Annotated in this window: 22 protein-coding genes and 1 tRNA gene; 16 read left to right on the top strand and 7 right to left on the bottom strand. The window is 41.8% G+C overall.

Annotated features, from left to right (window positions below; genetic code table 11):
• The first annotated feature begins 194 nt into the window (after positions 1-194).
• The 8 genes from MTN97_RS09510 (at position 195) to speD (ending at position 8,022) form a co-directional block, all read left to right on the top strand.
• Positions 195-776 carry an anthranilate synthase component II gene (locus MTN97_RS09510; protein WP_248474266.1) on the top strand — a complete coding sequence of 194 codons (582 nt, stop codon included), beginning with the start codon at positions 195-197 and terminating at the stop codon, positions 774-776.
• A gap of 42 nt (positions 777-818) precedes the next feature.
• A complete protein-coding gene (locus MTN97_RS09505; protein ID WP_248474265.1) occupies positions 819-1,979 on the top strand; it encodes an HDOD domain-containing protein in 1,161 nt (386 codons plus the stop codon).
• 369 nt (positions 1,980-2,348) lie between these two features.
• Positions 2,349-3,554 (top strand): aspartate aminotransferase family protein, encoded by a 1,206-nt coding sequence (locus MTN97_RS09500; RefSeq protein ID WP_013463826.1) that lies wholly within the window; start codon positions 2,349-2,351, stop codon positions 3,552-3,554.
• Between the two features lie 82 nt (positions 3,555-3,636).
• Positions 3,637-4,653 carry an arginine N-succinyltransferase gene (gene astA / locus MTN97_RS09495; RefSeq protein ID WP_036980981.1) on the top strand — a complete coding sequence of 339 codons (1,017 nt, stop codon included), beginning with the start codon at positions 3,637-3,639 and terminating at the stop codon, positions 4,651-4,653.
• A gap of 15 nt (positions 4,654-4,668) precedes the next feature.
• Positions 4,669-6,138 carry a succinylglutamate-semialdehyde dehydrogenase gene (astD, locus tag MTN97_RS09490; RefSeq protein ID WP_248474264.1) on the top strand — a complete coding sequence of 490 codons (1,470 nt, stop codon included), beginning with the start codon at positions 4,669-4,671 and terminating at the stop codon, positions 6,136-6,138.
• Between the two features lie 136 nt (positions 6,139-6,274).
• Positions 6,275-6,613, top strand: a complete 339-nt coding sequence (locus tag MTN97_RS09485) for a DUF3802 family protein (RefSeq protein WP_036980984.1) — start codon at positions 6,275-6,277, stop codon at positions 6,611-6,613.
• A 95-nt stretch (positions 6,614-6,708) separates the two neighbouring features.
• Positions 6,709-7,122, top strand: a complete 414-nt coding sequence (locus MTN97_RS09480) for an OsmC family protein (RefSeq protein WP_036980986.1) — start codon at positions 6,709-6,711, stop codon at positions 7,120-7,122.
• 87 nt (positions 7,123-7,209) lie between these two features.
• The gene (gene speD / locus MTN97_RS09475; RefSeq protein WP_036980988.1) at positions 7,210-8,022 is read left to right on the top strand and encodes an adenosylmethionine decarboxylase; all 813 of its coding nucleotides are present in this window, start codon (positions 7,210-7,212) and stop codon (positions 8,020-8,022) included.
• Between the two features lie 99 nt (positions 8,023-8,121).
• On the opposite strand, the gene MTN97_RS09470 is transcribed toward speD, so the two are convergent.
• From MTN97_RS09470 to cysG, 7 genes are all read right to left on the bottom strand, one after another.
• Positions 8,122-9,393, bottom strand: a complete 1,272-nt coding sequence (locus MTN97_RS09470; RefSeq protein WP_214552138.1) for an aromatic amino acid transport family protein — start codon at positions 9,391-9,393, stop codon at positions 8,122-8,124.
• A 350-nt stretch (positions 9,394-9,743) separates the two neighbouring features.
• Positions 9,744-10,514, bottom strand: coding sequence for a 3'(2'),5'-bisphosphate nucleotidase CysQ (gene cysQ / locus MTN97_RS09465; protein ID WP_248474263.1), 771 nt, complete (start codon positions 10,512-10,514; stop codon positions 9,744-9,746).
• A 9-nt stretch (positions 10,515-10,523) separates the two neighbouring features.
• Positions 10,524-11,117, bottom strand: coding sequence for an adenylyl-sulfate kinase (gene cysC, locus MTN97_RS09460; protein ID WP_248474262.1), 594 nt, complete (start codon positions 11,115-11,117; stop codon positions 10,524-10,526).
• A gap of 33 nt (positions 11,118-11,150) precedes the next feature.
• Positions 11,151-12,875 (bottom strand): SLC13 family permease, encoded by a 1,725-nt coding sequence (locus tag MTN97_RS09455; RefSeq protein ID WP_248474261.1) that lies wholly within the window; start codon positions 12,873-12,875, stop codon positions 11,151-11,153.
• Between the two features lie 33 nt (positions 12,876-12,908).
• Positions 12,909-14,333 carry a sulfate adenylyltransferase subunit CysN gene (gene cysN / locus MTN97_RS09450; protein ID WP_069440243.1) on the bottom strand — a complete coding sequence of 475 codons (1,425 nt, stop codon included), beginning with the start codon at positions 14,331-14,333 and terminating at the stop codon, positions 12,909-12,911.
• The gene (gene cysD / locus MTN97_RS09445; RefSeq protein ID WP_008108450.1) at positions 14,333-15,232 is read right to left on the bottom strand and encodes a sulfate adenylyltransferase subunit CysD; all 900 of its coding nucleotides are present in this window, start codon (positions 15,230-15,232) and stop codon (positions 14,333-14,335) included. Before cysD ends, cysN begins: the two co-directional genes overlap by 1 nt.
• A gap of 43 nt (positions 15,233-15,275) precedes the next feature.
• Positions 15,276-16,697 (bottom strand): siroheme synthase CysG, encoded by a 1,422-nt coding sequence (gene cysG, locus MTN97_RS09440; RefSeq protein WP_248474260.1) that lies wholly within the window; start codon positions 16,695-16,697, stop codon positions 15,276-15,278.
• 262 nt (positions 16,698-16,959) lie between these two features.
• On the opposite strand from cysG, the gene deoC reads away from it, so the two are divergent.
• The 8 genes from deoC to rplJ all read left to right on the top strand — a co-directional run bounded on the left by deoC (position 16,960) and on the right by rplJ (position 21,679).
• Positions 16,960-17,712 carry a deoxyribose-phosphate aldolase gene (gene deoC, locus MTN97_RS09435; RefSeq protein ID WP_214552134.1) on the top strand — a complete coding sequence of 251 codons (753 nt, stop codon included), beginning with the start codon at positions 16,960-16,962 and terminating at the stop codon, positions 17,710-17,712.
• The gene (locus MTN97_RS09430; protein WP_248474259.1) at positions 17,696-18,199 is read left to right on the top strand and encodes a hypothetical protein; all 504 of its coding nucleotides are present in this window, start codon (positions 17,696-17,698) and stop codon (positions 18,197-18,199) included. The genes deoC and MTN97_RS09430 overlap by 17 nt, the downstream gene beginning before the upstream one ends.
• A gap of 164 nt (positions 18,200-18,363) precedes the next feature.
• Positions 18,364-18,440 (top strand) — tRNA-Trp (locus MTN97_RS09425).
• Between the two features lie 129 nt (positions 18,441-18,569).
• A complete protein-coding gene (gene secE / locus MTN97_RS09420; protein WP_036981008.1) occupies positions 18,570-18,947 on the top strand; it encodes a preprotein translocase subunit SecE in 378 nt (125 codons plus the stop codon).
• A 4-nt stretch (positions 18,948-18,951) separates the two neighbouring features.
• Complete coding sequence (gene nusG, locus MTN97_RS09415) at positions 18,952-19,509, top strand: transcription termination/antitermination protein NusG (RefSeq protein ID WP_013463844.1); 558 nt, start codon at positions 18,952-18,954, stop codon at positions 19,507-19,509.
• 217 nt (positions 19,510-19,726) lie between these two features.
• Positions 19,727-20,155 carry a 50S ribosomal protein L11 gene (gene rplK, locus MTN97_RS09410; RefSeq protein ID WP_008108462.1) on the top strand — a complete coding sequence of 143 codons (429 nt, stop codon included), beginning with the start codon at positions 19,727-19,729 and terminating at the stop codon, positions 20,153-20,155.
• A gap of 4 nt (positions 20,156-20,159) precedes the next feature.
• Positions 20,160-20,864 carry a 50S ribosomal protein L1 gene (rplA, locus tag MTN97_RS09405; protein ID WP_036981010.1) on the top strand — a complete coding sequence of 235 codons (705 nt, stop codon included), beginning with the start codon at positions 20,160-20,162 and terminating at the stop codon, positions 20,862-20,864.
• A gap of 320 nt (positions 20,865-21,184) precedes the next feature.
• Positions 21,185-21,679, top strand: coding sequence for a 50S ribosomal protein L10 (rplJ, locus tag MTN97_RS09400; protein WP_036981014.1), 495 nt, complete (start codon positions 21,185-21,187; stop codon positions 21,677-21,679).
• Positions 21,680-21,686: the final 7 nt, after the last annotated feature.

Genomic DNA, 21,686 nt, shown 5'->3' with positions numbered 1-21,686 from the left:
ACGTTATATAAAAATGATCAGTGACTTGGGGTGACCCCATACAACAGAGCTTGGGCTGATCTAAAATAAATCAACCGTTATTGGTTGTTAGTGTGTCTATTTATGTTTGTTGGGCTGCAAAACGCTGACACCTGCAAAGGCTTCAGTTAGAATATGCCTGCGACAGGCCCTAATTACTTTGAGTACTTTATTGCATGCTTTTAATGATCGATAACTACGACTCGTTCACCTATAACTTGGTACAGTATTTTCAGCGCTTAGATCAAGACGTGTTGGTAAAACGTAACGACCAAATAACGCTGAGTGAGATCAAACAGTTAAACCCAGATCATATTGTGATTTCTCCAGGGCCTAAAAACCCGAGTGAGGCTGGGGCTTCGTTATCTGTGGTAGAGCAGTTTAAAGGAGTTTATCCTATATTAGGTATTTGTTTGGGGCACCAAACCATTGCTCAAGTGCTAGGTGGTAAAGTAGTGCGAGCTAAACAGGTTATGCATGGAAAAACATCGCCTATTTATCATCAGCATCAAGGTATGTTTAAAGGTTTACCTAACCCGCTGACAGTGTGCCGCTACCATTCTTTAATTGTTGAAGCACACTCATTGCCTAAAGAACTAGAAGTCACAGCGTGGACTCAAAGCAACACTGGGCAGCGTGATGAAATTATGGGATTATTACATAACGAGCTCGCGCTCGAAGGCGTGCAATTTCATCCTGAAGCAATTTTGACAGAGCAAGGCTTAGCTTTACTTGATAACTTTTTAACACGCTTCTAGGCTTATACCTGCAAGCTATTTACTTTTTCCCTAAGATAGATTATGACTGACACATTGCAGCAACAGCGTATTGTTAACGTGCTACATCAACGAGCGCATGATTTGCTACTGGGTCATAGTTTTGCTAATCAGCAAATAGGCTTTATTCATACCTTAGACCTCAATGATGGTAAACCGGTTAAAAATCGTACCTTATTAGAAGTTGAAGTGGCCGCTCAGCAAAAGCGTCAACAAAAAAGTACTTCACATCAAAAGTTACAGGCAAAAACCAGTCAAAAATTACATACGGTTATTGAAACCGTGATTGCTAAACGTCTTGAAGACATCGATTTTGTGATTAAAGACACCATTGGCATAGAAGGTAACGTGTGCGCCATACTCGATATACTGGCTACTCGCGCCGCCTCGGTTGGCCGTTTAGAGCCGCTAGTTAACGATTTAAACTGGCTTGGACGAGAGCTGGTTACCTTAGTTAACTTACCTTTTTATCGTAAGCAACGCAGTAAAGGCACCTCAGTCAAAGTAGATACCCCAGCGTTGGCATTACGTTATTTGGGCTTAGATAACCTGCAACTTGTAGTGCCTACTTTTGCAGTGCGCCATTGGATGCCACATAGCACAGAACCCTTCACGTTATTAAAGCGCAGGTTAAAAGACAACACCATGTCGTGTGCAATTGCAGCGCAAACGCTTGCCCAGCTTAACGGGGTAAACCCAATGCATGCGTTTACATTGGGCATGTTACTTAATGTAGGGCAAATTGCTTTAGTGCGCTTATACCTAAAAGTGTTTGATCAGGTATGGCAGCGCAAAGTACTGCGTGCTCGTGAAGAAGGTGATAAAAACTTACACACCGCGCTATTAGAGCTAAAACCAGATCCGTTATTTTTAACAACACTGCTACACGAAAAATCATTACTTGTTAGCGCTAAGGTGATTGAGAACATGTCATTTAAATATTTGCCGTTTGACAGTGTTATGCAGCAGTTAGTGAATGGAGTAGCAAAGGGCGATAGTTTATTGCCATTAGCGCAAGTAATTTTAAAAGCGCGTTGTTACTCTCAATACTTAAATTTAAAAGAGCACCAGCTTATTGAAGACGATGAATTACAAAGCTGGTTTAGCTATTATCAGTTCACTAAAAAAGAGTTAGATACCTTACAAACGGGTAATTTTACTAATTTGGCACTGCAAATTGATTAAATCTGTTAATTTTTTTGCGACTATTCATTCACTTTAATTCTACTTCCTCATGTGCTGTTGGTTTATAAGCGCCATGCCTTTTTCGTTGTAGAGGCGCTTACTAAGGTAAGCATGCGTTATTTTTAGCTGCCAAATAGTTATTCACTATCTATGAAATAATATCTTAAGCCCTTTATTTTAAAGGGGTACATGAAAGTTTTTGGAGAGACATCCCCCCAAATTTCTGAAATAATGAGCGCCTGAAAATTGAACCACAACGTAGTTTTAGGCAAATATAATCGTATTAATTTTGCCCACCTATTTGGTTATTAACAATAATCACACCCCTATTCTACTGCTTTGTGATGCACACAATTAAGAGGAAATAAAATGACAGTCAATCGCGAATTATTTGATCACGTAATGGTTCCTAACTACGCACCTTCAAGCGTAATTCCAGTTCGAGGCGAAGGCTCTCGTGTATGGGATCAACAAGGACGAGAGTTTATCGACTTTGCTGGTGGTATTGCCGTTAACTGTCTTGGCCATTGCCATCCTGCATTAGTGGGCGCATTAAAAGAGCAGGGCGAAAAAATTTGGCATTTATCTAATGTAATGACCAATGAGCCAGCGCTTCGCTTAGCTAAGAAAATGGTTGATGCGACTTTTGCAGAAAAAGTTTACTTTGCAAACTCAGGCGCAGAAGCAAACGAAGCGGCACTTAAATTAGCGCGTCGTTTTGCGCTTGATAAATTTGGCGCGGAAAAGTCGCAAATCATCGCCTTTAATAAAGGTTTCCATGGTCGTACCTTCTTCACGGTTACTGTAGGCGGTCAAGCGGCTTACTCTGACGGTTTTGGTCCTAAGCCAGGCGACATTGTTCATTGTGATTACAATGACCTTGCCGCATTTGAAGCGTTGATTAGCGATAACACCTGTGCGGTAATGATGGAGCCAATTCAAGGCGAAGGCGGTATTATTTCGCCAACTGACGAATTTGCTCAAGGCGTTCGTGATTTATGTACTAAGCACAATGCATTGCTAATTTTTGATGAAGTGCAATCAGGTGTTGGCCGTACAGGTGAGCTATATGCATACCAAGGTTTAAACGTAGTGCCTGATATTTTAACTTCAGCAAAAGCTCTCGGTGGCGGTTTCCCAATTGGCGCTATGCTAACAACCACTGAAATTGCACAGCACCTCAAAGTAGGTACTCATGGTTCTACTTACGGCGGTAACCCATTAGCGTGTGCAGTTGCAGAAGCCGCATTTGATACTGTAAATAACCCAGAAGTTTTAGCGGGCGTTAAAGCAAAGTCGGCGTTATTTACTGAGCTATTAAATGCCATTAACGATAAGTACAACGTATTTAGTGAAATTCGTGGCCAAGGTTTATTAATTGGTGCTGTGGTAAACGAGCAATACAAAGGCCGTGCAAAAGAGTTTTTAGTTGCCGGTACTGAGCATGGCTTAATGTCATTGGTTGCTGGTGCTGATGTGGTTCGTTTCACTCCTTCTTTAGTCATACCTGAAGCGGATATTCGCGAAGGTATGGCACGCTTTGAAAAAGCAGTAGCCCACGTTGTAAATGCGTAATTGCTAATTCAACTGCTTTAGGGGCAAACGTAGTTTGCCTTGCAGTTCCTATTTACCGTTATATAAGGGAGTAAGCGGATTCATGATGATCCTTCGCCCAATCCAAAAAAGTGATTATGCAGCTTTAGTAACCATCGCCGACGAGTCGGGACATGGCTTTACTTCTTTGCCTAATAATGAAGAGTTATTACAAAAGAAGATAGCGCATTCAGTTAACTCATTTACAAAAACAACATCACAACCAGGTGATGAGGGTTACTTATTTGTTCTTGAAGATACTGAAACTGGTGAAGTAGTTGGTACTTCAGGTATTGAAGCCGCAGTTGGCTTAGATGACGCATTTTATCATTATCATTTGAGTAAAGTGATTCACTCTTCGCGCACGCTAGATGTGTATAAAGCGGTAGATATTCTCACCCTTTGTAATGACTACACTGGGGCGACAGAGCTGTGCACACTGTTTTTAAAAGACGGCTATCGTAAAAATTGTAACGGTAAGCTGCTTTCAAAAGCGCGTTTTATGTTTATAAAACAGCATCAACAGCGCTTTGCACAAACCGTTATTGCAGAAATGCGCGGTGTATCTGACGAAAACGGTAGTAGCCCATTTTGGCAGTGGCTTGAAGAGCACTTTTTCTCTATGGACTTCCCAACGGCAGATTATCTGACGGGAATAGGGCAAAAAGTATTTATTGCTGAGCTTATGCCTAAATACCCAATTTACGTCAACTTATTGAGTAAAGACGCGCAAGCGGTTATAGGTCAAGTGCATGACAATACGCGCCCTGCAATTCAACTATTAAAAAGTGAAGGTTTTACTTTTAATGGTTACGTTGACATTTTTGATGCGGGTCCAACCGTTGAAGCAAAAGTAGATAACATTGCGACAATTCGCAATGCACAAAACTTTAGCGTTGAAATTGGCGAAATGACAGGCGATACCATGGTGTTGTTAGCCAATGACAAACTTGAAGACTTTAGAGCAACAGTAGCGCCAATGGCATTTGACGAGCGCTCAAACAGCCTGGTATTAACACAGCAACTTGCTGATGCATTACATTTGAAATCGGGCGATTTTGTTACTGCTACCCCAGTTTAATTTAGGAGAAAGTATATGACTCATCCTGCACAATTTATTAATGGTCAATGGTCACCAGGCCAAGGCACAGAATTTAACTCAGTTAACCCTGCAAATAACGATGTTATTTGGCAGGCATCAGCTGCAAGCGCTGAGCAAGTAGATAGCGCGGTAGCCTCTGCGCGTGAAGCATTTTATAGCTGGGCTGATAAAAGCTTTGCGCAGCGCTTAGAAATTGTAAAAACCTTTGCTGCAACGTTAAAAGAGCATAGCGAAGAGTTGGCTGTGGCAATAGCTCAAGAAACAGGTAAGCCACTTTGGGAAACGCGTACTGAAGCGGGTGCCATGGTCGGAAAAATTGCCATTGCTGAAAAAGCATTTTTAGAGCGTACCGGCGACGTTGAAAACGCGATGCCGCAAGGCCGTGCGATGATCCGCCATAAGCCACACGGTGTTGTTGCTGTATTTGGTCCTTATAACTTCCCTGGGCATTTACCAAATGGCCACATTGTACCTGCACTTTTAGCTGGTAATACCGTGGTATTTAAACCGTCTGAACTAACACCTATGGTGGCTGAGCTAACCCTTAAACTATGGGAAAAAGCCGGTTTACCAGCAGGGGTTATTAACCTTGTACAAGGTGAAGTTGAAACAGGTAAAGCATTGGCATCACACAAAGGCATTGATGGTTTATTCTTTACTGGGTCTTCTCGTACGGGTCATATTTTACATGAGCAGTTCGCAGGTCAACCAGGTAAGATTTTAGCGCTTGAAATGGGTGGTAATAATCCGCTGATCATTAAAGATGCAGAAGATACGCTTGCTGTTGTGCACGATATTGTGCAGTCTGCGTTTATCTCAAGCGGCCAACGCTGTACGTGTGCGCGTAAATTGTTTTTACCAACAGGTGCTAAAGGCGATGAAATTTTAGCTCGCCTAATTACAGCGACTAAAGCAATCAAAGTTGGTAACTATGACGATGCTGACCAACCATTTATGGGCTCTATGATTTCAACGGCCGCTGCCGCTGGAATGGTTAAAGCACAAGATGAGTTAAAGGCCATGGGTGGCGAAGTGCTAGTTGAACTTGAGCACACAGCAAACACTGGTTTTGTTACACCGGGTATCATTGAGTGTACAAATATCAATGACTTCCCAGATGAAGAGCATTTTGGTCCGCTTCTAAAAGTATTCCGTTTTGATGACTTTGACCAAGCAATTGATAAAGCAAACGACACGAGCTTTGGTTTATCAGCAGGCCTACTCAGTGATAACCAAGCCGATTACGATCATTTCTTACGTCGTATCCGTGCAGGTATTGTTAACTGGAACCGTCCAATTACCGGTGCATCAAGTGCAGCGCCGTTTGGCGGTATTGGTGCCTCAGGTAACCACAGAGCAAGCGCTTATTATGCCGCTGACTACTGTGCATACCCTGTTGCGTCTGTGGAGCTTGAAAAAGTAACCATGCCAGCAACATTAAGCCCAGGTTTAAAAATCGATTAATCGATTTTTAAACTAGTAATAAATCACTAAAAAAGCAGCTTCGGCTGCTTTTTTAGTACTGCAATCTCACAAAGCTAGCAATTATCAGTGCTTTCTGCTTAAATTAAGCAACCAGTATTTTCAAGGTAAGTAGACAATGGTTTTAAACAGGCAAGGGTACGATGACTTAATAATGTACCTAACTCAGAACTTAGCGTTGTTTGAAAAACCAGGTGAAATAAAGCCAGGTGCACCAACGGTTATTGAGTTAATCGAAGATGTAATTGCCGAAAATGTCATACGCATTTGTCAACAACACCCCGATCTATCTACAGAGCAGCGTAGTCAAATTGTACGCGAAGTTGATGGCATTGTTTACGACTTACAAGAAGTACTCAGCAGTGTGACTTCTCACACCGCCACAGTTGAACAGCATGCTTTTATTGATGAGTTTGCAGGGCTAGTCAAAAACTTATTTGATAACGCTATTAGTTAATATTTCCCCCTTTAAAACCACGCTTTATTCGCTATTTAATTTTAAATGCGTGCGAGTGTCTGCGTGTAATGAATATAAATTATTGAGATAAAACAATGCAAGCAAATGTAAAATGGGTTGAAGGTAATACTTACATCGGTCGCTCTAATAGCAATCATAATGTCGTGTTTGATGCGGGTAGTGACGGAGCAGCACCTAGCCCAATGGAAATGGTATTGATGTCGGTTGGTGGTTGTTCATCGGTTGATGTGGTGAGTATTTTAAAAAAAACTAAGCAAGAGTTCTCATCAGTAGATGTGCAGTTAACCGCTGAACGAGCAGAAACAGCCCCGCGCGTGTTCACCAAAATTAATTTACACTTTGTTGTAACCGGTAATAATGTGTCTGAAAAGCACCTAGAAAGAGCGGTTTCGCTTTCGGCAGAAAAGTATTGTTCAGTTGCATTAATGCTTGATAAAACAGTAGAAATTACCCACAGCCATGAAGTTGTTCAAGAACAGGCAAAATAACGCTTTTTCCGTGAGTAAAATTCGTATAAAATCCGCGAACTTTTCATTCTGCAGGTGCAGATTTCACTAATTTATAGGTTGGTTTATATGAACAAACCCTTCGATAAACTTAAACTTCATGGCTTTAATAATTTAACTAAAAGCCTAAGCTTTAGTATTTACGATATTTGCTATGCAAAAACAGAGCAACAACGTAAAGAATATATAGAATATATCGATGAGCAGTATAGTGCAGATAGACTAACCGACATTTTAGGTGATGTGGTTGATATTATTGGTGCCAATATTTTAAATATTGCACGTCAAGATTACGAGCCACAAGGTGCCAGCGTAACTATCTTGGTTTCAGAAGAGCCAGTAGAAGAGCAGCAAAATTATGATGCTGACGAAGCACCAGGGCCGTTACCTGACTCAGTGGTTGCACACCTTGATAAAAGTCACATTTGTGTTCACACGTATCCTGAAGCACACCCTGATGATGGTATTTGTACTTTCCGTGCTGATATTGAAGTATCAACCTGTGGCATTATTTCGCCGCTTAAAGCGTTAAACTTCTTAATTCATAGCCTTGAGTCTGATGTGGTAACGATTGATTACCGTGTGCGTGGTTTTACCCGTGATGTAAACGGCGTTAAACATTACATTGACCATGCAATTAATTCGATTCAAAACTTCATGACAGAAGATACCAAAGAAGCGTACCAAATGATGGACGTGAACGTGTATCAAGAAAACCTGTTCCATACCAAAATGATGCTAAAAGAGACCGATTTAAATACGTATTTATTTGGTTTATCTACTGATGATTTGTCAGATGACGAAGAAGAAGAGATTCGCTCAAAACTAACGCGTGAAATGCAAGAAATATTCTATGGCCGTAACCTGCCAGATACAGAATAATAGCAACGAATTAAATAAAAATGGCGCTCATTGAGCGCCATTTTTATTTGTCTGAGAAAGCTCAAGTAAATGAGCAGGGCTTTTGTAAAAAATACTTGCTTAGCTAAGCATGCTGTACAGTAACGCACACACAGCTAATGAACCGACAGCCAGTACAAATAAGGTACTTAAACGATTACGGTACTTTTGTAAGCTAGGCACTTTGTAAACTGCAATCATTGGCATAATGAATAAAATCATCGCAATGATTGGCCCCGATAACTGATCCATCATATCTAGTATGCTTGGGTTTTTAACCGCGCAGAACCAAATAGCGAAAAACATCAGTACCGCACCCACTTTGTCAGCCACTTTAGGGCTCATGCTTGAGTGTTTAGTCACTAACCCAGTAAAGCTTTCGCGCGCCCCTAAAAAGTGACCTAAAAACGACGACATAATAGCAATAAAGGCAACCAAAGGTCCCAGCGTTGCAATAAATGAGTTTTCTGTAATATTAGCTAAGTAAGACAAAACAGAGACGTTTGCCGCTTTGGCTTCTGCCATTTGCTCACCTGTAAGCGATAACACACACGAGAATACAAATAACAAAACAAAGGTGATCAGTAATAAGCTGGTACGTTTTAGAATTGCTTCTGACTTAGACGTTGCTAGTTCACCGTAGTGACTGCGTTGTTTATTAACAAAGCTTGAAATAGCCGCTGCATGGCTAAACGAAAATACAATAATAGGAATTGATAACCAAAGTGTTTTACTAAAGCTGCCAAGTTCAGGCAAGCTTGTATCGGGCATTTGCCAGCTTGGGATTAAATACAAAGACAAAAAGAATAAAATACCTACTAACGGGTAAACTAAAATAGCAAAGGCGCGCAGCATTAAGCGCTCACCGCCCATCATTAAGCCAATCATTAGCGCAACTAAAATACCCGATAAAGCAACGCGTGACGGCGACTCCATCCCTAATTGATTGACCATAAAGCTGTCTACCGTATTGGTTAAGCCCACACCGTAAATAAGCAAAATAGGGAAAATCGATAAAAAGTATAACAAGGAGATCAGTCGACCCGCATTTACGCCAAAGTGCTCTTCTACTACATCGGTAAAGTCAGCCTCTTTATTTTTTGACGATAATACAAAACGCGCCAAACCACGGTGCGCCAAAAAGGTCATAGGAAAGGCTAAGCTTGCTAGAATAATCAGCGGCCAAAAACCACCAATACCAATATTAATTGGTAAAAATAAAATACCAGCACCCACTGCGGTGCCAAAAAGGCTCAGTGTCCACTGCGTATCATGCAGGTTCCATTTTGATTTTGACGTGTGTGTGTCTTGTGATGATGCATTTGAAAGCGTTGCACCTTGAGATGTTGTCATGTGTGTGTATCCATTATTTATAATAATAATTGCGCCGAAGAATATAGTTTTTAGGCACTCATTTCATGTGTTTTTATGTCTTGGATATAAATTTGTTGTAGCGTATTAGTTACTGACTGTCACGAATACGAAACAGCGTTTAAAAGCTGCGCAATTAGTGTAGGAATATGCCGCGAAATGCGTGAATAATGTTCACTTTTTTGAGTTAAGAGTGTGGGGAATATATTTATATGTATTTGTTAAAGTGCTAAGTGCTTGTTGGGTTTCGTTCCACTCAACCCAACCTACGGTGTTTAAATTGCCATTGAGCTACTCGCGACTCTAAGCCGGTAGCTCGCAACTCTTAGCTTTTATTCTTCCACCGCACTCACTACAAAATACGGGTTCAAATATTCATCTTTGGTGTTATATAAAAGCGGGCTGCCATCAAGTTGAGTTACTTTTGCACCGGCTATTTCAGCGATGGCGTGGCCTGCTCCGGTATCCCATTCACAAGTTGGGCCTAAGCGTGGGTAAATGTCGGCGCTGCCTTCGGCGACTAAACACAGTTTGAGTGAGCTGCCTTTTGACACCATTTCAACCTCATCAAAGCGTTTTACAAATTCAGCTAAATCAGGGGAAGGGTGCGAGCGGCTACCTACAACACGAATAAGGCCTTTGTTAGGCTTGGTGGTAACTTTAAGCTCGATGCGCTCATCGCCTTTATCTTTAAAAGCACCAATGGCTTCGGCGGCTAAATAAGATACACCCAGTGCAGGGGCATCAACCACGGCTAAAACCGGTTTGCCATTTTCGATTAGGGCAATATTAACGGTAAACTCACCGTTCTTTTTAATAAATTCTTTGGTGCCATCGATTGGGTCAACCAGCCAATAGTTGTTCCATGTTTGGCGTACGTCCCAACCAATGTCGGCACTTTCTTCACTCAATACAGGAATATCGGGAGTGAGCTTTTTGAGCCCTGCACTAATGATTTTATGAGCTGCTAAGTCGGCGTCGGTTACGGGGCTTTCATCAGCTTTGTATTCAACGTTAAAGTCTTTGTTGTAAATACCCATAATCGCGCTGCCCGCTTTGCGGGCGAGAATAAGGGTTTCTTCTAGCAGTTCAGTTTGGTTCATTACATGGGCCTATAGTATATGCTGATGTTTTAGATACGTTATCAGTTGAGCTACTGATTGGTCTAGGGTGTTTTTACTGGTATCTAAAATTATTTCAGGATTAACCGGCGGCTGGTAAGTTGAATCAACCCCAGTAAAGTGTTTAATTTCACCGGCGCGTGCCTTTTTATATAAGCCTTTTGGGTCGCGACTTTCACACACCTCAAGAGGGGTGTCGATAAAAACTTCGATAAATTCACCCTCATCAACTAACTCACGAACCATGTCACGTTCAGCTTTAAAAGGAGATATAAACGCAGTAAGGACTAACAAACCAGCATCAACCATTAGCTTGGCTGTTTCGCCTACACGGCGGATATTTTCAACGCGGTCTGCATCACTAAAGCCTAAATCTTTACATAAACCATGGCGTACATTGTCGCCATCAAGTAAATAGGTGTGTGCGCCTTGCTGATTGAGTGCTGCTTCTAGTGCATTCGCAACGGTGCTTTTACCTGAGCCAGAAAAACCAGTAAACCATATAATAGCGCTCTTATGCTTTTTTTGTTCACTGCGCTGCATTTTAGTAGTGGCGTAATTATGCCAAACAATATTGTTATCCATTTGCTGTGTCTCTTTATGCTATAAGCGCGGGCATTAAAACGGAAATACCAGCGGGATCAAAGTTAGTACGGTGATTGAATAAATAATAGAAAGCGGTAGCCCCATCATTACATAGTCTTTTAGTCGGTAGTTACCTGCGCTATAAACCATTAGGTTAGTTTGATAGCCAAAAGGTGAAATAAAGCTGGCTGAAGCGCCAAATGCAACCGCCATAATAAACGGTAAAGGTTCTACGTTAAAGCCAATGGCTAGTGAGTAGGCAACCGGAAACGATAGCGCTGCTGCGGCATTATTGGTGATTAATTCGGTAAATAACACCGTCATTAAAAATATAGCGATAAACGCGCCATACGGGCCAAAGTCGCCTAGCACTACAAACATGGCGTCTGATATTTGCCCAGCAAGGCCAGTGCCTATCATCAGCTTAGCTAAACCTATGGCACTGCCCACGACAGCAAGTAACTCAATAGGAAAGCGGCGTTTTATCTCGCTTAGTTTGATAGTACCACACAGCATTAGGCCAATAAGTAACACTAACAAGCCTTTAACCAGGGGCACGGCGCCTAAAATACTTAACCCCAGCACACCTGCAAAACTTAACAATACAATGTTTGATTGTTTTGCATCGAGGTGGTTTTGTAAATCAAGCCCTGAAATATACACAAATTCGCGTTTTAAGTTCGTGAGGCTATAAAAGCTTTTTCCTGGTGCGAGGATTAATGAATCACCCGCTTGTAAGCGTACTTGGCCAAGCCCACCTTGTAAACGGTCATGCCCACGGCGAATAGCAATAACGGCCGCATGAAATAGCTCTCTAAAACGGGCTTCTTTTACCGTTTTACCAATTAACTTAGACGACTGGCTAACCACAACTTCAACGAGGTGTTCAATATCTTTCTCGTGTTTGTCGTGCACTACTTTTAATCCATCAAAGCGAGTGAGCAAAGGTACCGACTTTATATCGCCTACAAACAGCAGTATGTCGTCTTGTTGAATAATATGTTGGGGGGTCACGGCGCAAATGCGGTTGCCATCGCGAATAATTTCAGCCAAAAACAAGTCTTTTAAATCGCGTAAGCCGTTTTCTTCTACGGTGCGGTTTATTAGTTTAGAGCCGGTTTGTACTTTCCCTTCTAAATAAAAAGGCACCACTTCTTGGCTATTTTTACCGTTGTCGGGCAGGCATTTTAGCATCACCAAAATAGTGATTAAGCCAACACTGAGTGCGCCTAAACCCACTAATGTAAAATCAAAAAAGCCTAATGGCGCCATCCCCGCATCTACTGCAAAGCCATTTACGATTAAGTTAGTAGAGGTACCGATGAGTGTAATAGTACCGCCTAAAATTGCGGTGTACGACAAGGGTAGCAACAGCTTTGAAGGGGAGTGGTTTGGGTTATCTTTTATAGCGGTAATTAAAGAAGCAACCACCGCAGTATTGTTAGTAAAGGAAGACAAAAATGCCGTAGAAAGCCCAAGCTTGGTCACTGATTTAACTAAACTGCCACTGGATAACGATTTAGCTAAGCGTTGAATAAGCGTGGTTTTTTCTATCGCTATCGACACTAAAATTAATAACACTAAGGTGATTAATGACGGGTTAGTATAATTAACCAGCATGCTTTCTAAGTCAATTAACCCCGCTAGGTAGCTGGTGCCTATGGCACTGACAAATAACCACGCAGGATTAATACGGGTGCCAAACAGGCACCCGACTAAAAGCAACATAATGCCTGTTAAAATGAGCTGTTCTACCATGCTTTAAATGTTCCTAACAGGCGTTCATTAATGTTATAGCTTTGAAATATCAAGCGCTTGCCAATGTGGAAAGTGCTTGCGTACGAGGGCATTAAATTCAACTTCAAAGTCGCTAAATTTACCCGCATTTTCTTCACTTTGCAGTACTTGCTCTATCATTCCTGCTGCAACCGTTAAGTTTGATAAACGGTCAATAAGAATAAACGAACCAGTTTCATGATTGTGATGGTACTGATCCGCTAAAATAGTCTCGGTCAGCTCCAGTGTTACAATCGCAATTTCGTTTAACTGTAATGAATCTGCGCTGCCATGCTCTAGGGTGTTTACATCAATTGTGTGGTCAATTTTTGTGACCGTGGCCGAGGTGTTTTTGCTGCCAAGTTTAAGGTTGTAGCTTTTACCGAGTACTAATGGCGATTCGTGCATCCACACAATTTTAGCCTGTAACTGGTTGGTTACTTGAGCTTGCGAGTTTGCCGGTACAATCACATCCCCTCGGCTAATATCTATTTCAGTATTAAGAGTAACCGTGATTGCTTGGCCAGCTTGTGCAGTATCTAGGTTGCCATCAAAAGTAACAATTTCTTTAATATGTGATGTTTTACCTGAAGGCAGTGCCTTTACTTCATCACCTACACGTAATTTACCCGATGTAAGCGTGCCTTGAAAACCACGGAAGTTTAGATTAGGGCGTACCACGTATTGCACCGGAAGACGCGCTTCAAAACCGGTGTCGATTTCAGCGGCTGGTGAATCTTCTAACAGCTCAAGCAATGGTTTGTCGGTGTAATAAGGAGTGTGTGCAGAGCGAGTTACTACGTTATCGCCTTTAAGCGCCGACATAGGCACAAACTTAATATTTGATACGTTAAGTTGCTCGGCAAATTTTAAATAATCGGCTTTAATTTTTTCATAAACGGTTTCATCAAAATCAACAATGTCCATTTTGTTAACCGCAACCACGAACTGCTTAATACCTAATGAGTCACAAATAAAGCTATGACGCTTAGTTTGTACCTGCACGCCATAACGTGCATCCACTAAAATAATGGCAACATCACTGGTTGATGCACCCGTTACCATGTTACGGGTGTACTGCTCATGCCCAGGGGTGTCGGCAATAATAAACTTACGCTTAGCGGTTGAAAAGTAACGGTACGCTACGTCAATTGTTATGCCTTGCTCACGCTCAGCTTGTAGGCCATCTACTAACAGTGCTAAATCAAGATCTTCACCGGCGTTACCCACTTTTTCGTTATCTTTATGAAGCGCGGCTAGCTGATCTTCATAAATTTGGTGACTGTCGTGTAATAGGCGGCCAATGAGGGTTGATTTACCGTCATCCACACTGCCACAAGTCAGCATACGCAATAAGCTTTTATCTTGTTGACGTGCTAGGTAAGCGTCTATACCAATTTCTTTTACTTCATTAAATGTATCGTTATTTAGGTTAGACATTAGAAATACCCCTCACGTTTTTTCTTCTCCATAGAGCCTGCTGAATCATGATCAATCACTCGACCTTCACGTTCAGATGACGATGAAAGCAGCATTTCTTCAATAATTTCGGTTAGATTGCTGGCCGTTGATTCAACTGCGCCAGTGAGTGGATAACAGCCTAAGGTTCGAAAGCGAACCGACTTCATTTGCGGTACTTCACCTTCATTAAGTGGCATGCGATCGTCATCAACCATAATTAAAGTACCATCGCGCTCTACTACAGGGCGCTCTTTAGCAAGGTAAAGTGGCACCATTTCGATATTTTCTTGATATATGTATTGCCAAATATCTAGTTCAGTCCAGTTAGACAGCGGGAATACACGAATACTTTCACCTGGATTCACTTGGCTGTTATAGGTATTCCAAAGCTCAGGACGTTGGTTTTTAGGATCCCAGCGATGGTGTTTATCACGAAATGAATACACGCGCTCTTTAGCCCGTGATTTCTCTTCATCACGACGTGCGCCACCAAATGCGGCGTCAAAACCGTATTTATTGAGCGCTTGCTTTAGCCCTTGAGTTTTCATGATATCGGTATGTTTACCCGAACCATGGGTAAATGGGCCTACACCCATTTCGATGCCTTCAGGGTTTTTGTGTACGATTAAATCAAAGCCATACTCTTTGGCTAAACGGTCGCGAAACTCAATCATTTCACGAAACTTCCAGTTGGTGTCTACGTGTAATAACGGAAACGGAATTTTTGCAGGGTAAAATGCTTTACGAGCTAAGTGCAAAAGTACCGATGAGTCTTTACCGATTGAGTAAAGCATAACTGGGTTCTCAAACTCAGCGGCGACTTCGCGCATGATTTTGATACTTTCAGCTTCAAGTTGCTGAAGGTGAGTTAAAGCCATTGTTGGTCGTCCTACTAAAATTATTAAATTAAAATCTGTTAAATTACGCCACGTCTGTAAGCGGTTGAGCAAAGCTACTGATCTGCGCTTTTTCACCAAACCAGTGTAATTCTTGATGCAGCGAAGCTACTTCACCAATAATCAGTAACGCGGGTGAAATAATTTGATGCTGCTCAATGAGCTGCGCTAATTGGCCTAACTGTCCTGTGACAACACGTTGATTTTTGCGTGTACCGTTTTCAATTATGGCCACTGGTGTTGTTGCTGCTCGCCCATGTTTTAATAGCTCGGCTTGAATATGCGGCGATTTAATTACCCCCATATAAATAGCCAGTGTTTGGTTTTTTTGTGCAAGCGACTGCCAATTAAGCTCTTGGCCTTCTTTTTTACAGTGTCCGGTAACAAACTGAATAGCCTGAGCATGGTCGCGATGCGTTAAAGGAATACCTGCGTAGGCACTACATCCGGCGGCTGCCGTTATACCTGGCACTATTTGGTAATTTACGTTATTGGCTGCCAGTACTTGTACTTCTTCGCCACCACGGCCATAAATAAATGGGTCACCCCCTTTAATTCGGCACACTTTTTTACCTTGTTGTGCTAAATCAACCAACATCTTATTTGTATCTTCTTGAGCTACGCTGTGATTGCCTAAGCGCTTACCCACACAGATTAAATCGGCATCGCGACGCACTAATTCCATAATTTCATCGGATACCAAGTAATCATATACCACCACATCGGCTTGTTGCATTAGTTGCAGCGCTTTTAGGGTGAGTAGCTCCGGGTCGCCTGGGCCTGCACCGACTACGTATACTTCGCCTTCTGGTTCAACTTTGGCATCTAGCATTTGCTCTAGTTGTTGCTCAGCGCCATGGGTATCACCGGTTTGGACTTTGCTTACTACTGATGAATCAAACACGCCTTCCCAAAATTGGCGACGATCAGCAAAATGTTTAAAGCGTTGCTTTACTTTATGGCGAAAGCCACCGACCAAGTTAGCGAGTGGGCCGATATGCTGCGGGATTAGAGTTTCGAGCTTTTCACGTAAACGTCTTGCTAATACCGGTGCGGTACCTGCACTTGAAATCGCTATGGTAATTGGGTTGCGATCAACAATAGAGGGAAAAATAAAGGTACATTTAGGTTGATCATCCACCACGTTCACAAACACATTACGTGCATTGGCGAGTTCAAAAACCGTATTATTAACTTCATCATTGTCGGTGGCGGCAATAATCAAAATTTTGCCATCAAGATGTGACTCTTCAAAATAGGCATCTATTAAAGTAACTTCATTGTTGTGCGCATGTTCTTTTAATTCTTCGCAAAACCAAGGGGCAACTAGCGTTACATTGGCGCGTGCTTTTAAAAACGCACGGCATTTTCGCAAGGCAACCTCTCCACCGCCAACAACCAATACGGGTTTGTTGTCGAGTTTGGTAAAGATAGGTAAATATTGCACTGAATAACGCCCCTAAAAAATAATAAAGTGTTTAACTGAGAAACAGAATATAGTGGCTATTGATAAGTAAAAAATAATTAAATCTTAGTTGTTATTCTTAAAAGTTATATCAATTATGTTTTTTAGTTCTAAATCGTATTTAGTAAGGGGTAGGGTGACGTTTAGTATAAAAAACGCGCTTATAGTGTTTGGTTATGAACTATAGCAAGTTTAAGCTATGATGCTTATATAGTTTAAGGTCACACAATTTCATAGGCATAAAATGACATACAATACTCAAAACGCCACGCTAGCCGTTAGCTTAATGGACTTAACCAGTTTAAACACTGATGATAGTCAAGCCAGTATTAACGCATTAGTAAACAGTATAAATCCTAAGCTAGGCACGCCTGCTGCGCTTTGTGTGTTTAGTGAATTTGTTGATGACGCTAAAATAGCACTTGCTAATCGCTTATTGAGCCATGTAAAGGTGGCCACTGTAACTAACTTTCCCTCTGGTGATGCGCCACTCAATGAAGTGCTTAATGAAACGCTAATAGCTTTAGAGCGTGGGGCCGATGAAATTGATCTAGTTATTCCTTATAAAGCACTTTTAAAAGGTGAAGTAGATACCGTGCTGGAATACGTGAGTGAGAGTAAAAAGGTATGTGGCAGCCGTGCTAAGCTCAAAGTGATCATTGAAACTGGCGAGCTAAAAACGGTAGCATTTATTACTCAAGCAACCGAACTTGCCATCCAAGGCGGGGCTGATTTTGTAAAAACCAGTACAGGAAAAGTCGCGGTGAATGCCACGCTTGAAGCAACTGAAATAATGCTTAAAACCATCAAAAAATCATCAAAGCGAGTAGGTTTTAAGGCTGCAGGTGGAATCAAAACAACAGTAGATGCAAATGCTTATTTGCACCTAGCAACCGAGATTATGGGGCATGATTATTTAGCACCAGATACATTTAGGTTTGGCGCCTCATCGCTGTTAAATGACGTTTATAAGGTGTTGAATGAAGCGCAGCAGTGATGCCGAAAAACAACAATCAGAGCACGATGCGGCCAAGTTGTTTTTGCGATGTTATGAACAACAAACGGGAATTCACATGCGCCATATTTGGCACAATGAACCGAATAGACCCGATGTAAGCTGTTATCAAGAAAATCAGCAACTCGATATAGAGGTGGCGCATTTATATGCCAGTGAAACGGAAGCCATGGCCGTGTTAGGCCGGCCACTGTCGATACAAATGCAGCGTGATTTAGCCGACATGGCGCAACAACCAAGCGAACACCGGTTGCAATCAGCGTTGGAGCGCTTATTAAAACAAAAAGCGACTAAGCGTTATTATTCAAAGCGTACGTGGTTGTTAATTCGTAACGCTAGTACTATTTGGCATAAGAGCGACTTTGAAGCGGCAGTCAAAAAAGTATGTTTTCCAAATACCCATCAATTTGAACAAATATGGTTATTGTGTGATTTTTATCGCGGTGAGTTATTACGAGTGGATCATTAAAAAGTGATTTGACTAATACGTATTAAATGTTTCTAACGGATGAAAGCCACAGGATTAATTTGATTATCAGGCCTATAAACTTATTAACAGTGAAGATTTTATCAGATGACTATCTTTACTCTTGTGTTAATGAATTGCGTAAGTATAATAGGCATCCACTTTGCAGGGGCGTAGTTCCAATTGGTAGAACAGCGGTCTCCAAAACCGACGGTTGGGAGTTCGAATCTCTCCGCCCCTGCCAATTTTTACAAGTGAATAAAGTCTAGAACTAAAAATTGGTTTGAATAAGCTTGTTTTTAAGTTTAGATTTTAATGGATTAACCCTGTCGACGTGCAGGGTTGTTGTGTCTGTAGTTAAGGTAATAATATTATGAGCACGAATATAGAAACACCATCAAGTGGGATGGAGTCAGTAAAGTGGTTAGTAGCAATTGCGCTACTTGCAGGCGCAGTCGTTGGTAATCATATGTTTGCAGATCAGTCTGTATTACTACGTGCTATTGGCGTTGTGGTTGCAATAGCGGCGGGTTTAGCTATTGCTTCGCAAACTTTTAAGGGACGTACCTTCCTTGCTTTTGCTAAAGAAGCGCGTATTGAAGTACGCAAAGTAATTTGGCCAACGCGTCAAGAAACAATGCACACGACATTAATCGTAATGGTTGCAACAGTGATTATGGCACTTATCCTTTGGGGATTAGATGGCATTTTATTCCGCGCTGTAGGCTTTTTAACTGGATTGGAGATCTGATCCCATGTCGGATGAGAATAACGAAAAGAAACTACGTTGGTACGTAGTACAAGCTTTCTCAGGTTATGAGAAGCGTGTTGCTCAAACATTATTAGAGCACATTAAAATCAAAGGCCTAGAAGATAGCTTTGGTGAAGTATTAGTTCCTACTGAAGAAGTAGTTGAGATGCGTGCTGGTCAAAAGCGTAAGTCTGAGCGTAAATTCTTCCCAGGTTACGTACTAGTACAAATGGATATGAACGATGCAAGCTGGCACTTAGTAAATAGCACTGAACGTGTTATGGGCTTTATTGGTGGCACATCAGACCGTCCTGCACCAATTAGTTCTAAAGAAGCTGATCGCATTCTTAATCGCTTACAAGAAAACGCTGAAGCGCCTAAACCAGCAACATTATTTGAACCAGGTGAAGTGGTTCGTGTTACTGATGGTCCATTTGCAGACTTTAGTGGTGTGGTTGAAGAAGTTGACTACGAAAAGAGCCGTGTAAAAGTATCGGTACTTATTTTTGGTCGTTCTACGCCAGTTGAACTTGAGTTTGGTCAAGTTGAACAAGATAAGTAATTGATTTAAAGCGTTGTGTTAAAAGTTTCTTAATTTTTGGCACGAAGCTTGAAAAAGGCCGCTGATTAACTTATAATCAGCGGCCTTTTTGTATTCAGGGAAAACGTTTGTTTAACTGTTTACTAAAAAGTGAGAAACCAATTTTTAAACTGGGAAGCCGCTAGAGTACGCGTCCTCGCGCGCACAAGGCTAAGACCCACCTAATGAGGTATTTATAATGGCTAAGAAAGTTGAAGCTCTAATCAAGCTACAAGTTGCTGCTGGTATGGCTAACCCTAGTCCTCCAGTAGGTCCAGCACTAGGTCAACACGGTGTAAACATCATGGAATTCTGTAAAGCGTTCAACGCACGTACAGAATCTATCGAAAAAGGCGCTCCAGTTCCTGTAGTGATCTCTGTTTACGGCGACCGTTCATTTACGTTCGACATGAAAACGCCACCGGCTGCTTACTTACTTAAGAAAGCTGCAGGTATCAAATCTGGTTCAGGCCGTCCTAACACTGAAAAAGTAGGCACAGTAACTCGTGCTCAACTTGAAGAAATCGTTGAGACAAAGAAACCAGACCTTACAGCTTCTGATTTAGAAGCTGCGGTTCGCACTATCGCAGGTTCTGCGCGTGCGATGGGCTTGAACGTAGAGGACTAAGATAATGGCTAAATTAACTAAACGTATGCGTACTATCCGCGAAAAAGTGGAAGTAACTAAAGATTACGAAATTAACGAAGCAGTTGCTCTTTTAAAAGAATTAGCGACAGCTAAATTCGTAGAAAGTGTTGACGTTGCTGTTAACCTTGGTATCGATGCTCGTAAATCTGATCAAAACGTTCGTGGTGCGACTGTACTACCTAACGGTACTGGTCGTGACGTTCGTGTTGCTGTATTCACTCAAGGCGCTAATGCAGAAGCTGCAAAAGAAGCCGGTGCTGAATTTGTAGGCATGGAAGATCTTGCTGATCTAGTTAAGAAAGGCGAGATGAATTTTGACGTTGTTGTTGCATCACCAGACGCTATGCGTGTTGTTGGTCAACTAGGTCAAATCTTAGGCCCACGTGGTCTAATGCCAAACCCTAAAACTGGTACTGTAACACCTAACGTTGCAGAAGCAGTTAAAAATGCGAAAGCAGGTCAAGTGCGTTACCGCAATGACAAAAATGGTATCATCCATACTACGATTGGTAAGGTTGATTTCACTGCTGAGCAGTTACAACAAAACCTTGAAGCTCTAATTGTTGCACTTAAGAAGGCTAAACCTTCTCAAGCTAAAGGTGTTTACTTGAAGAAAGTAACTATCTCTACAACAATGGGCGCAGGTGTTTCTGTTGACCAAAGCACTTTAAGCACAGTTGTTGCTTAATTGAGTGTTTACATGGCGTGAAATTTGTACTATAATTTTGCGCCATTTTGCTGATTAATTTAGTTAATCACAAAGTAAAGAATTCGGGTTGAAGTCCATAATTTCGAAGCGCTTTAGAGCAACGCGATAAATTGGGCTTCCGTCCAAGACCGTAGGCGGCTTCGGCCTTAATATTACCTACGTAGACGGTGTGAATCCCCAGATAGATTTTTCCTAATCTTCTGGCTCTCGCCGTAAAAAGCATCTCCACTTTTATTGGTGGGGAAGAGTAAAACAGGGAAGCCGATGTACGGTAACCCATTAAACCAGGAGTAACACCCATGGCTTTAAATCTTCAAGGCAAAAAAGCAATTGTTGCTGAAGTCAACGAAGCAGCCACTGGTGCTCTATCTGCAGTAGTTGCAGATTCTCGTGGTGTAACAGTTGGTGCAATCACTGCCCTTCGTAAAGAAGCTCGTGCAAATGGTGTTTGGATGAAAGTTGTCCGTAACACTCTAGCTAAACGTGCTCTTGAAGGAACGGACTTTGAATGCCTATCTGATTCATTTGTTGGTCCAAGCTTAATTGCTTTCTCATCAGAGCACCCAGGTGCTGCTGCGCGTATCTTCTCAGATTTCGCGAAAAAGAATGAGAAATTTGAGCTTAAAACGGCCGCTTTTGAAGGTAATGTAGTAGACGCAGCTATGCTTGCAACTCTACCTACATACGACGAAGCTGTTGCACGCTTAATGAGCGCTATGAAAGAAGCGTCTGCTGGTAAATTGTGTAAAACAATTGAAGCAGTACGTGTACAGAAAGAAGAGCAAGCTGCTTAATTTTAAG

It is taken from the genome of Pseudoalteromonas sp. 2CM36K (assembly GCF_023161865.1).
GTDB classification, from domain to species: Bacteria; Pseudomonadota; Gammaproteobacteria; order Enterobacterales; family Alteromonadaceae; genus Pseudoalteromonas; species Pseudoalteromonas tetraodonis.
This window is presented reverse-complemented; position numbering and strand designations above follow the sequence as displayed.